The sequence below is a fragment of the Erythrobacter sp. W36 genome, assembly GCF_057364935.1.
On record NZ_CP200281.1, the window covers coordinates 110,664 to 122,500 of the forward strand.

Below are 11,837 nucleotides of genomic sequence, written 5' to 3' on the forward strand. Positions count from 1 at the left end.
TTCCGTCGGAATCTCAGTCCATTTTCAGCGCTCTTAGCGCTTCGGCGAGCGGCCCGGATGGCTCGCCTTCTGCAACGATGCCCGCCTTGGCGCGCACGGCATCGGCGTTTGGTCCTTCGGCGTATGGATCAATTGCGAGGCCCAGACTTTGCGCGACTGCTTCGCCCAGATCAAAGGCGTCGCCTGAATATTCAATCTCGTCGAGGTCTTCGTCTGACAATTCGATCTCGAGGTCTTCAGTCGCATCGGCGAGGGCTGCGCGGGTTGTCTCCGCATCGACAAATTTGAGCGCAATCTCCTCGCTCACTTCAACCGGAAATTCTTCGCCCGATATGGCGCATATCTGCATGAATTGTGCACGCATGGCTCCATTGGCGCGCACTCCGCCGGTCGCGGCACCTTCCAGAGATATTTCGGCGATAAGGGACGAGATGCTGGCCAGCGCAAACCGGCTCGCGAGCGCCGCTCTTTCGGCCTCTTCTGCCTCAACCACGATAGGCTTCGCAGGCAGAGGCCGGACCTTGACCATGCGGCTGAGTTCCGGCGTGCTCATGTTACACCTTGCGCCTTGATCACTTGCTCATCGCTCAGCGCCGCCAATCGAACGGAGAGCTCTTGCAGCTTGCCCGAAACACAGGCGGCTGATGCCGCTTCATCGCGGCCTTCCAAAAAGGTCACATTGCGCGCGACAGCGTCCGTAATTTTGGCAGAATCGCCTTCGCCAAAGGCGCTGCGATACGCGCCCAGACGGCCGCCGAGCACGCCCATCAGTTTGCCAACGCGTTTGCCCACGACCACATCGTTGACGCCAAATTCGCGCAATTGCCCCTCCATGTCCTCAACGAACAGCTCGGCCAGCAGAGCGCTTTCGCTGCGCATTTCCGCGGCCTCCACGCGCAGGATCACGACGCTCAGCACAGCGGTGATCATGTCGAACCGGCCATCCACGCTGTCATCGACACCGCATTCCGAATAATAGCTTGGCTCGCGCGCAAGCTCGATCACGCGGTGCCACAGCGGGCGCACTTTCTCACGCGGATCAGGCGCGGTCCCCAGCAGTTTCGATAGGAATGACATTAAGGGCCCTTTCGCCTCAAAGTTCAGCCTCGCGGGCACAAATCTCTGCCGCATTCAGCCAGAATTCAACCAATTCACCCCAGCTGCAATCGACAGCGGCGTTGCAAGGCATGAACGAGGGCCTTAAAGCCCAGTGTCACGCGATATAGGATACGGTGCGGCGCGGGCAATAGATGCCCCTCGCTGATATTGAGCGAAATGAAGGAACGGCAGACGCAATGAACAGGCTTGATCGAGCAGGACGCGCAAAACTCTGGCGCAAGAGCCGAGTGCTCGCTTTGGTGGCTGGCGCTGGCTTAACCTTGGCCGGGTGCTCGTCCATCCAGGAAACGCGCGGCTATGTTGTCGACAATGTCCTGCTGCAATCGGTTCAACCTGGAATTGATAATCAGCGCTCTGTTGAAGGCACGCTGGGTCGCCCAAGCTTCACCAGTCAATATGGCGAGCCAACCTGGTATTATGTCTCCAGTGTCACGGGCCGCCGCCCATTGGTGCGCCCGCGCATTCGCCAGCATTCCGTTCTTGCGGTGAAATTCGATGCTGAGGGCAATGTGGCGTCGGTTGAGAATGCCGGGCTGGATCAAGTCGTCTTCCTGACGCCGGATGGCGATAAGACGCCGACCCTGGGCCGCGAGCGCGGTTTCCTAGAAGACCTGTTCGGCAATATCGGCACGGTTGGCTCCGGCGTTGGGCCGGGCGGCCCGCAGTAGCGCTTGCTTGATTGCCGGATTTGAGCGCCCATATCGCTTGCCATGAGTAACGATACGGCGAGCCACGGCCTGACCCAGTGGCACGGCACCACCATTGTTGGCGTGAAGCGCGATGGCAAAATTGTCATCGCGGGCGATGGCCAGGTTTCCATGGGCAACACCGTGATGAAACCCAATGCGCGCAAGGTTCGCCGGATCGGTGAGGGCGGCAAGGTCGTCGCTGGCTTTGCAGGTGCGACCGCCGATGCCTTCACTCTGTTTGAGCGGCTAGAGAAAAAGCTGGAGCAATATTCCGGCCAATTGCTGCGCTCCGCAGTCGAGCTCGCCAAGGATTGGCGGACGGACAAATACCTACGCAATCTTGAAGCCTTGATGATCGTTGCGGACAGCGAGACCTTGCTGGTGCTGACCGGCAATGGCGACGTGCTGGAGCCGGAAGGCGGCATCGCGGCGATTGGGTCGGGCGGCAATTATGCGCTCGCCGCGGCTAAAGCGCTGGCTGATTATGAGAGCGATGCGGAGCAAATCGCGACCAAGGCAATGGCCGTGGCGGCGGACATTTGCGTCTTCACCAATGGCAATGTGACACTCGAAACGGTTTGAGCTCGCTGACCGCTGAGCTTCCTCTTTCTTCCTAACGGATAATCATGACAGACAATCTTACACCCAAGGCAATTGTTGCTGCGCTCGATGAGCATATCATTGGCCAAAAGGACGCCAAGCGCGCCGTTGCGGTCGCGCTGCGCAATCGCTGGCGCAGGCAGAGGCTGAACGCGGATTTGCGCGATGAGGTGACGCCAAAGAACATCCTGATGATCGGGCCAACTGGCTGCGGTAAAACGGAGATCAGCCATGCGGCTCGCGAAGCTGGCTGAAGCGCCATTCGTGAAGATCGAGGCGACCAAGTTCACCGAGGTCGGCTATGTTGGCCGCGATGTGGAGCAGATTGCGCGCGATCTCGCCGAAGAAGCAATCAGGCTTGAAAAAGAGCGCCGAGCGCGAGGCCGTGCGCGAAGCCGCTTCTGATGCGGCGATGGAGCGCCTGCTCAACGCTTTGGTCGGCGACAACGCCTCAGAGGCGACCCGCGAGAGCTTCCGCCAGCGCATCATTCAAGACGCGATGAACGAAGTAGAGGTCGAAATCGACGTGACCGAGGCGCCCAACATGCCGTTTGATATGGGCAATATGGGCGGCAATATGGGCATGATCGACCTGTCGGACATGATGGGCAAAGCGCTCGGCAAAACGCCAACGAAACGCCGGAAAATGCGCGTGCCAGAGGCGTGGGATAAGCTTGTCGATGAAGAGGCGGACAAGCGGCTCGATGATGACGATGTTGCGCAAACGGCTTTGCGCAATGCGGAAACCAACGGGATCGTGTTCCTCGACGAGATCGACAAGATCGCCGTCTCTGATGTGCGCGGCGGCTCCGTCAGCCGAGAGGGCGTGCAGCGTGACCTTTTGCCGCTGATCGAGGGAACGACGGTCAGCACCAAATATGGCCCGATGAAAACCGATCACGTGCTGTTTATCGCCAGCGGCGCGTTTCATCTTGCCAAGCCATCGGACATGCTGCCTGAATTGCAGGGGCGCTTGCCGATCCGGGTCGAGCTGCGCGCGCTGACCGAAGAGGACTTTGTGCGCATTCTGGGTGAGACCAAGGCCAATCTGGTCGAGCAATATCGCGCGCTGATCGGCACAGAAGATGTCACCTTGGACTTCAAGGATGATGCGGTCAGCGAAATCGCTAAGATCGCTGCGCAAGTGAATGAGAGCGTCGAGAATATCGGTGCACGGCGTTTGCAAACCGTGATGGAAAAACTGCTCGAAGAGATCAGCTTTGAGGCCGAAGAGCACCAAGGCGAGACTATCACAATCGATGCCGAATATGTGCGCGGCCGCCTGACCGAGCTGGCTGGCAATAGCGATCTGTCGAAATATATCCTGTGACGGAAGGGCCTGTCAGCGATTTGGCCGCGATGCTGGCTGGCATGGATCCGCTTCTTTCGGAGGGATCATATAGTTTCGTTAGTCTCAAGCCAGAAGATGGCCTTGGCGCATCGATAGATGATCCTTTCGCTATGATCCAAGAGGATGAAGGCGTCACATTCATCGTACCAACTGGGACGTTACGTCTTCTGTCTCCCATTGTTACTGAAAAGGATGGAGTGACGCAGATTCGGCCTGGTGATGATCGCGATTTGCATGATGGTGTTAACCCAGAGTTCGCGCGCATTACCTTGCAAGTTCACTCTGATCTGGAAGGCGTTGGCCTGACTGCCGCTGTATCCTCGGCACTCGCGGGGGCTGGTATCTCTTGCAATGTCGTCGCGGCGTTTCACCATGATCATCTGTTTGTCCCATGGGACAGTCGCGTCGAGGCAATGGATATCCTCAAGCGGCTCGCCAACGACGCAGGTCGATGATTCTCAACCCTTCGGCGAGCGAGCCTACGATCATTGCTTGAGCTCGCGCGCTAAGAACGCTTTAACGGTGCCCAACAACTTTCACGATTGGGGACTGAAAGCATGATCACTCAGACATTTCGCCGCACTATTCTTGCCAGCGTTGCAACCGCTGCTCTGGCCATGGGCGCGCCCGCCTTTGCCGATGACCATTCCGGTGACGGCGCGCAGGCGGCTCCAACGCTCTCTGCCCCGAAGATTGAATACACCCGCTGGCAGCTCGATAACGGCCTGACCGTGATTGCCCTGCCAGACAACACGACGGCGAATGTCACGACATCGCTGTGGTACAAGGTTGGCTCCAAGCATGACCCAGAGGGCCGCTCCGGTTTCTCGCATTTGTTCGAGCATATCCTCAGTCGCAAGACGGTGAATATGCCGTACAATATGATCAACAAACTGACCGAGGATGTTGGCGGCCAGCGCAATGCCTCCAACTGGATTGATCGCACCAATTACTTCGAAACGGTGCCAGCGCAATATCTCGAAACGATGCTGTGGACCCACCGCGAGCGTATGGCATTCCCCGTGGTCGATGCCGAGGTGTTTGAGAACGAGCGCAATGTCGTAAAGGAAGAGCTGCGCACCCGCGTGCTTGCACCGCCTTATGGTCAGCTTCAGCGGATCGTGATTCCAGAAAACGCCTATGACGTGCTGCCGATGCGCCGTCCCGGCATTGGTTCAATCGAAGATTTGGACTCCGCGACTTTGGATGATGCCCGCGCGTTTCATCAGGCTTATTATGGTCCCGACACAGCCACCCTGATTGTTGCCGGCAATTTCGAAATGGAAAAGCTGCGCGGGCTGGTCGACCAGTATTTTGCCGATATCGAACCGCGGGATAATCCGATCAGCCTGGAGATTGAAGGCGAAGAGCCGGTTCGCACGGAGCCGCGTGCAATCGCTGCGACCGCGCCAAATGTCCCGCTGCCAGTGGTTGGCGGCGTATGGAAAGCCCCGTCCGTCAGCAGCGAAGATGCAGCCGCGATTGAAGTGCTGTCCGCGATTATGGCACGCGGCCAAAGCAGCCGCCTGCACACGGCCTTGGTGCGCACCGGGAAAGCGGTTCAGGCCGCCCATTTCGATACGATGACAATGGACGGCGGCTTCATTGCTAATTTTGCCGTGCTCAGCCCGGCGGCGAATTCCGAGGAAGCGAACGCAATTCTCAACGCTGAGCTCGAACGTATTCGCACAGAGCCAGTGACCGATGCGGAGCTGACCGAGGCGAAGAACGAGATTTTCTCCTCAGCTCTGTCTCAGCGTCAGACTGTTCGCGGGCGCGCTTTTGAGCTGGGTGAGGCTTTGGTCTCAACCGGCAATCCCGATGCCGCCGACGCGCGGCTTGCCCGAATTGCTTCGGTCACCGCCGAAGACGTGCAGCGGGCCGCGGCCAAATGGCTCGATCCAAATGCGAAAGTGTCGATGACCTACACGGCTGGTGAGGATGATCCGGCGACCTATGCCAATCCAGTGCCGCGCCCAAGTTATGGAACGGTGCCGCCTGCCACGGGCGAACCGCTGGAGCTGCTTCCGGAAGGGGAACGCATGGCGCCGCCAGCTCCGATTGACGCGCCGGAGGTTGTGCGCAGCGACTTTGTGACGAGCACGCTGGCCAATGGCATTCCGTTGGTCACGACGCAGACCAGCGACGTGCCAATCGCAACAATTACGATCGTGTTCCCGGGCGGAGACGCGAGCGATCCCGCTGACAAGGCTGGCCTTGCCGGATTTGTCGCAGGCCTCGCCGATCAGGGAACGGCAACGCGCAGCGCGCCAGAGATTGCTGCGACGCTTGAGTCGCTTGGCGCATCGCTCAACATCAGCAGCAGCCCGGACGGCACCTTTGCCAGCCTGACCGCGCCAACGGTCAATCTGAACAAAGCCGGAGAGGTGCTGGTCGATATCATCCAGAACGCCAGTTACCCGACCGAGGAACTGGAGCGGGAACGCAAGCGCGCGATGGATGGAATCGACGCGACGCTCAAAGATCCAAGCTCGCTCGCCGGATTGGTCGCGACCCGCGTGATGTATGGCGATGCGCCCTATGGCCGGGTCGCCACGGTCAGCAGCATTCCTAACATCACCCGCGAAGACCTGCTGGCAACCCGCGCGGCCTATTGGCATCCGCAGACGGCCAAGATCGTGGTCAGCGGCGGTATTGCTGCGGACGAAGCGGCAACACTGGCAGGCGGTTTGTTCGGCGAGTGGGAGGCCAGCAGCGCACCGCCCGCAATGGTCGCGAACCCTGCTGGCAGCGGCACTGCCCCGCGCACTTTGGTAATCGACATGCCCAATGCCGGCCAGGCCGCCGTGATTGCCGGCGTTCGCGGCATCTCGCGCTCGGACGAGGATTTTTATCCCGTCTGGCTGGCCAACACAGTGCTGGGATCAGGCTCCAACGGGCGCTTGTTTGAAGAAGTGCGGACCAAGCGCGCGCTAGCCTATGGTGCCTATTCGCAAATGCCTCAGCTGGCCGATGCCGCCGTTTGGCGCGCGATTGCGCAGACTGACCATGCGACAGCCGATGATGTTGCCGCGGTCTTCTTCGAAGAGTTTGAGAAGTTGAGCGCTCAGCCTGCAAGCGAGGATGCGATTGAGAAACGCCGAGCTGTTCCTGGGCGGAGCGATCGCTCGCAGTCTGGAGACAAGCGGCGGGTTCAACGGCCTGGTGGCGAGCGCCATGTTGCGCGGGCTTGAGCCGGATGAGGCGTTCCAGATTGCGGATCGTCTGTCGGATGTGAGTGCGGAAGAAGCCGCTCAGGTCGCGGCGGAATATCTGACCAAGGATCGCACATCGCTTGTGATTGTCGGCAAAGCAGAAGACTTCTTGGAAGACTTGCAAGCTCTGCGCGGCGAGGTCGAAGTGATCGCTTTTGACGATCTCGATCTGGCCGCAAGTAATTTGCGTAAGTCAGCCGCTGCGGCGTCCGCTGGCGGCGAATAAACGCGAGACATAGTAGCGGTGAGGGGCGTTTTGGCCTCTCACTGCTCCGTGTTTTCGGCTTCCTCTTCAGCGTTTTCATTGGCTTGCCGCGCCCACATTTCGGCATAGAGCCCGCGCTTGCTCAGCAGCTCAGCGTGCGTGCCTTGCTCGGCCAAACGCCCAGCCTCCAACACAATAATCTGATCCGCATCGGCAATCGTTGAAAGCCGGTGCGCAATCGCGATGGTCGTGCGGCCAGCGGCGATGCGCCGCAGTGTGGCGAGAATTTCCTGCTCAGTCCGTGTATCAAGCGCGCTGGTCGCCTCATCGAGAAGCAGGATGGGGGGGTCTTTGACGAGAGTGCGAGCAATCGCCACCCGCTGCTTTTCACCACCGGATAGCTTCAGCCCGCGTTCGCCGACCATGGTCTCAAACCCATCGGGCAAACCCTCAATGAGCGGCGTTAGCGCTGCGTCTTGCGCGGCTCGCTCGATCACGTCGTTGTTTGCATCAGCAGCGCCGTATCCGATGTTGTAGTGCAAGGTGTCGTTGAACAGCACGCTGTCCTGCGGGACGATGCCGATTGCCTCGCGCACGCTGGCTTGCGCGACCTGCGCGATGTCTTGGCCATCGATCAAGATCCGGCCGGAGGTCGGGTCATAGAACCGGAACAGCAAACGTCCGATGGTGCTCTTGCCCGCGCCGGAAGGGCCGACAATTGCGACATTGCCAGAGGCTGGCACTTCAAAGCTTAGGCCATGAAGGATCGTGCGTTCCGGATCATAGCCGAAGGTCACATTGTCAAACACCAGATGCGGCTTGTGAACGATGAGCGCTGGAGCGCCCGGCGCATCGCGCACCTCGACCTCTGTATCCATCAATCGGAACATCTCAGCCATATCGACCAGACCCTGGCGGATCGTGCGATACACCCAGCCCAGCAGATCGAGCGGGCGGAACAGCTGCATCAGGAAGGTGTTGACCAGCACCAAGTCACCGACGGTCAGCTCACCCTTGCTCCAGCCCCAAACGGTGTAGGCCATCGCGCCTGCCATCAGGGCATTGGTGATCAGCGACTGCGTTATGTTGAGCAGCCCGAGCGAGTTTTCGCTCTTGACCGCGGCCTCGGCATAGGCCCGCGCTGCTTGGCTGTAACGCTTTTCCTCGCGCTCCTCAGCGCCGAAATATTTGACCGTTTCAAAGTTCAGCAGAGAATCGACCGCGCGGTGCAATGCCTGACCATCGAGGTCGTTCATCTCGCGGCGCAGTTTTGTGCGCCATTCCGTGATCCATCGGGTTACCGCGATATAGGTGACGACCGTGACGGCGGTGGCTGCGACCAGTTCCCAGCCAAAGTTGAGGTAAAAGATCACTCCAACCGCGATCAGCTCAATGGCGGTGGGCGCGATGTTGAACAGCAGGAAGTAAAGCATCATGTCGATGCTCTTCGTGCCGCGTTCGATGATCTTGGTGACCTCGCCCGTCCGGCGCGACAGGTGAAAGCGCAGGCTGAGACGATGAAGGCGGTGGAAGACATCCTCGGCCAGGCTTAAGGTGGCGGCCTGCCCAACGCGCTCGAACACAATGTTGCGCAAATTGTCGAACAGCAGTGAGGTGAAGCGGCCCAGCCCGTAAGCGACGACTAATGCCAGCGCGACCGTTACGCCTTCGCTGACCGGACCGGCCATTGCGTCGGCGGCATGTTTATAGGCGAATGGCAGCGCCAAAGTGACGCCCTTGGCCATAAGTACGAGCACCATTGCAATAACAATGCGCCAGCGCAGGCCCGGATTGTCCTTTGGCCAAAGGTAGGGGAGAAACCGTTTAAGCGTTGCCCAGCTTTCCGCCTCAGGCGGGCGGTTTGCATGGTCAGCGGAAGTGGATGTGTCAGGCGGCATCGGTGGCGACCATGTGGGCGCACCTTATCACAAGCGCAAGGCTCTCAAGCGGCAGGGTTGTTTTAGCTGCGGACTAGAATCGGCTGGGCGTCTTGTTGCGGCGATAGTCGCGGCCAACCGAGCGAGGCAGGTCAAACAGCACGCGTTGCCGCGAGAAGTCGATTGCTACCCGGTCAAACATCTTCAGATGGTTCATGCCCAGTGACAGCACCGGCTTATCCTTAAGGCCCAAAGCTTCAAAGGCTGGTGTGTCAGCGAAGGTGATCGGCACATTTTTGAGATTGACGCCGCCGATCTCCAGACTTCTCACAAATGACATCTCGCCTGAGGCCGAAACGCCATTGACGTCGGTAGTTAGGACGGTTTCCGCGCGCTTGGTGCGAATGCGTTGGCGCAGCGCATTGTTGGCAAGGCTGGCCTGCGCGCCTGTATCGATAATGACGGTGGCCTTCACGCCTTCAACTTCGGCATTGGTGATCAGCAGCTGGCCCAGCTTGTGACGGGCGCGAACCACGATTTCAAAACCGCGCTGGCTGGCTTTCTCTTTGGTGACGTCTTCGATCACCATGGTCTCATCGCGGAAATCGATCAGCACTCTGAAGTCTTGCAGCGTGTCGAGCCCGATGATGCCGTCTGCGCCAACGTGATCTCTGTAGAGAACCGGGGCGGCAAGGTTATGGATGATGCTGCCGCCGAGCTCTAAGCTGTCCAATTCCACCACTTCAACCGGGCGGCGGCTGGCCATGCCCACCAGTGTTGCGGTGCCAAGCGATTCCAGACCCAGAGCATCATTGATGCGGTGCGTGACGGCGGTCGCTTGGCTGCCGGTGTCGATCATGAAGTTGTAAGGGCCCGCGCCATCGATGGTTACAGGCACTGTCATGCGCTCATTGCGCTCTTCTTCTAGGCTCAAAATCTCGGTGTTCGGATTGGTGAAGCTGGGTGCGATCGACTGATCCCCCGTGTGCTGTCCCATGCCAATGAAAGCCATGGAAAGTGCGGGTCCGTACCAGAGATAATGCATAATGTGTCCTATCATGGGCGCAGACTAGGGATGCCGCGCGCCGCCTGAGCTTACCAGACTACCAGACGATTGATGATTGCCCAAACCAAAGCGAGATGGGTCTGCATTTGCAGCAGGATTAAGCGCTTGCCGCGACGGGCGCTGTGCCGCGATTGCGCAGCAGGTCCCATGTCTCGCGCACCTTCGTGTTCCATCCGAACCAGAATGTGGCGGCATAAACACTGGCCCCGGCAAAGCCGTTCCACACCAGATCAATCAGCGGCGAACCGAATGAAGCGTATCGTTGCAGGGCGAGCACAACCAGCGCCATTGCCCCGCAAGCGATGACGGTTGGGGCTATCTCTTTCAATAGAGCGAGCGGCGAGGCGCCGATGCGCGGCAAGGTGAGCGAGAGTGTGATGCAGCACAGCAAGGGCGCAGCGACCCACCAGGCATGGACGAGGCCCATGGCTCCAAATTGAACGCCCCAAAGGAATGCGAGCGGCATGATGATCGCGCCGCACAGGCTGGTCGTCAGATAGACCTGCGTTCGGCCCATGGCATTGGTGACAGGTGAACAGATCAGATGCAGGGCAAAGAACGGCATTGCCAGCGCCAGCCCGCCGACAATCGGGATCATGCCGGCCCATTTCTCGCCGAACAATGTCAGGATGGCCGCTTCACTGGTAAGCGCCAGCCCGACATATATCGGTGCCGTCACCATCATCACCATTCGCGCGGTCTTCAAGAAGTATGGGCCGAGTGGCTTGTTCGCGCGGTGCAGCTCTGAATAGGCGGCAAGCCCAACCTCATTGATCGGCGGCAAGAACCGGCCCGTAACAATCAGCGTGAGGAACAAGGCCTCTGAATAAAGGCCAAGGTCATAAGTCGACATTTGACGGCCCGCGATCACTATGTCGCTTTGGCTTTGAATGATCCAGAAGATTTGGCAGAGCGTCAGCGTGCCGCCAAAGGTCACCAGATCCCACGCACCGCGCGGATCAAATATTGGCTTTACCAATAGGCGCGCCGCAATAGAAAGGCCGATCGCGCGGCTGATAAACATGGCAATCGGTGCGTAGACCAATGACCACACACCGAAGCCGAGCCAAGCGAGCGATAATGCAGTGATAGCCCCAATGGCTGCGCAGGCCATATTGACTTGGCCTTGCTTGCGGAACTCGAGGCGGCGGGCGAGCAGCTCGGAGGGGAGGGCGGTAAACGGGACAGTGAAGAAGATCACCGCTTGGATGCGCAGCATATCCTCGACCAAGGGCTCGCCAAAATAAGCGGCGGCGTATGGCGCGAACAGAAACTGCACGAGCGCCATGGACCCATTGAAGAGCAGCAGCAGCCCAAAGATCTGTCCGATCCGCCGCTCGTCAATCTTCTCGGTCTGGACGAGCGAGGTAGCGAAGCTCTGTCCATTTAGGATCGCGAGCGCGGCCAAGACCACTTGGGTCATGGCGAAGAGGCCGTAGTCGGTTGGCTCTAACAGGCGCACCACCAATATAGTGGAGGTCCAGGTTATGATCTGAGCCGCGACCTGCGTGCCCCAACGCCATTTGACTGCAGACCTTACGCGCCCCGCAAAACCATCTTCGCTTTGCGCCACACCCTCTTGGCTCGCAGGCTGCTGGCTGTGGCCAGTGCGCGAATCATCGACCGAATTTGATTCGGAAATGGGGTGCGTCCCGCTCATAAGTTGGCCCTTAACGCGAAAAGGTGAAGAATCTGTCCGCTTATATGGCCAGATC

General features: G+C 59.1%; 10 protein-coding genes and 1 pseudogene. 6 read left to right on the forward strand and 5 right to left on the reverse strand.

Annotation, left to right across the window (positions count from 1 at the left end; translation table 11 throughout):
* Positions 1 to 13: 13 nt before the first annotated feature.
* On the reverse strand, positions 14 to 553 hold the full coding sequence (locus AC0V6U_RS00505; RefSeq protein ID WP_472644299.1) for a YceD family protein: 540 nt from the start codon (positions 551 to 553) through the stop codon (positions 14 to 16).
* A complete protein-coding gene (locus tag AC0V6U_RS00510) occupies positions 550 to 1,077 on the reverse strand; it encodes a ubiquinol-cytochrome C chaperone family protein (protein WP_486169334.1) in 528 nt (175 codons plus the stop codon). The genes AC0V6U_RS00505 and AC0V6U_RS00510 overlap by 4 nt, the downstream gene beginning before the upstream one ends.
* A 218-nt stretch (positions 1,078 to 1,295) precedes the next feature.
* On the opposite strand from AC0V6U_RS00510, the gene AC0V6U_RS00515 reads away from it, so the two are divergent.
* From AC0V6U_RS00515 to AC0V6U_RS00540, 6 genes and pseudogenes are all read left to right on the forward strand, one after another.
* Positions 1,296 to 1,787, forward strand: coding sequence for an outer membrane protein assembly factor BamE (locus tag AC0V6U_RS00515; RefSeq protein ID WP_472644301.1), 492 nt, complete (start codon positions 1,296 to 1,298; stop codon positions 1,785 to 1,787).
* Between the two features lie 42 nt (positions 1,788 to 1,829).
* A complete protein-coding gene (hslV, locus tag AC0V6U_RS00520) occupies positions 1,830 to 2,390 on the forward strand; it encodes an ATP-dependent protease subunit HslV (protein WP_472644302.1) in 561 nt (186 codons plus the stop codon).
* 44 nt (positions 2,391 to 2,434) lie between these two features.
* A pseudogene (gene hslU, locus AC0V6U_RS00525) lies at positions 2,435 to 3,738 on the forward strand (ATP-dependent protease ATPase subunit HslU).
* Entirely contained in the window at positions 3,735 to 4,214 is a 480-nt protein-coding gene (locus AC0V6U_RS00530; RefSeq protein WP_472644303.1) for an ACT domain-containing protein, read from the forward strand. The pseudogene hslU and the gene AC0V6U_RS00530 overlap by 4 nt, the downstream one beginning before the upstream one ends.
* A gap of 102 nt (positions 4,215 to 4,316) precedes the next feature.
* Positions 4,317 to 6,953: a M16 family metallopeptidase gene (locus AC0V6U_RS00535; RefSeq protein WP_472644304.1), complete on the forward strand. Its 2,637-nt coding sequence runs from the start codon at positions 4,317 to 4,319 to the stop codon at positions 6,951 to 6,953.
* Positions 6,937 to 7,200 (forward strand): hypothetical protein, encoded by a 264-nt coding sequence (locus tag AC0V6U_RS00540; protein WP_486169335.1) that lies wholly within the window; start codon positions 6,937 to 6,939, stop codon positions 7,198 to 7,200. The genes AC0V6U_RS00535 and AC0V6U_RS00540 overlap by 17 nt, the downstream gene beginning before the upstream one ends.
* Before the next feature lie 38 nt (positions 7,201 to 7,238).
* Here the strand turns inward: AC0V6U_RS00540 and AC0V6U_RS00545 are convergent, their stop codons facing one another.
* The 3 genes from AC0V6U_RS00545 to AC0V6U_RS00555 all read right to left on the reverse strand — a co-directional run bounded on the left by AC0V6U_RS00545 (position 7,239) and on the right by AC0V6U_RS00555 (position 11,782).
* Positions 7,239 to 9,077, reverse strand: a complete 1,839-nt coding sequence (locus tag AC0V6U_RS00545; RefSeq protein WP_472644306.1) for an ABCB family ABC transporter ATP-binding protein/permease — start codon at positions 9,075 to 9,077, stop codon at positions 7,239 to 7,241.
* Positions 9,078 to 9,150: 73 nt separating this feature from the next.
* Complete coding sequence (locus tag AC0V6U_RS00550; RefSeq protein ID WP_472644307.1) at positions 9,151 to 10,101, reverse strand: aspartyl protease family protein; 951 nt, start codon at positions 10,099 to 10,101, stop codon at positions 9,151 to 9,153.
* A gap of 118 nt (positions 10,102 to 10,219) precedes the next feature.
* On the reverse strand, positions 10,220 to 11,782 hold the full coding sequence (locus AC0V6U_RS00555; RefSeq protein WP_472644308.1) for a lipopolysaccharide biosynthesis protein: 1,563 nt from the start codon (positions 11,780 to 11,782) through the stop codon (positions 10,220 to 10,222).
* Positions 11,783 to 11,837: the final 55 nt, after the last annotated feature.

What these genes read in the sequence shown, in the direction of transcription:
- AC0V6U_RS00555 (WP_472644308.1), bottom strand. Translation starts at nt 11,782, where the DNA reads ATGAGCGGGACGCACCCCATTTCCGAATCAAATTCGGTCGATGATTCG.
- AC0V6U_RS00550 (WP_472644307.1), bottom strand. Translation starts at nt 10,101, where the DNA reads ATGCATTATCTCTGGTACGGACCCGCACTTTCCATGGCTTTCATTGGC.
- AC0V6U_RS00540 (WP_486169335.1), top strand. Translation starts at nt 6,937, where the DNA reads ATGTTGCGCGGGCTTGAGCCGGATGAGGCGTTCCAGATTGCGGATCGT.
- hslV (WP_472644302.1), top strand. Translation starts at nt 1,830, where the DNA reads ATGAGTAACGATACGGCGAGCCACGGCCTGACCCAGTGGCACGGCACC.
- AC0V6U_RS00535 (WP_472644304.1), top strand. Translation starts at nt 4,317, where the DNA reads ATGATCACTCAGACATTTCGCCGCACTATTCTTGCCAGCGTTGCAACC.
- AC0V6U_RS00545 (WP_472644306.1), bottom strand. Translation starts at nt 9,077, where the DNA reads ATGCCGCCTGACACATCCACTTCCGCTGACCATGCAAACCGCCCGCCT.
- AC0V6U_RS00505 (WP_472644299.1), bottom strand. Translation starts at nt 553, where the DNA reads ATGAGCACGCCGGAACTCAGCCGCATGGTCAAGGTCCGGCCTCTGCCT.
- AC0V6U_RS00510 (WP_486169334.1), bottom strand. Translation starts at nt 1,077, where the DNA reads ATGTCATTCCTATCGAAACTGCTGGGGACCGCGCCTGATCCGCGTGAG.
- AC0V6U_RS00515 (WP_472644301.1), top strand. Translation starts at nt 1,296, where the DNA reads ATGAACAGGCTTGATCGAGCAGGACGCGCAAAACTCTGGCGCAAGAGC.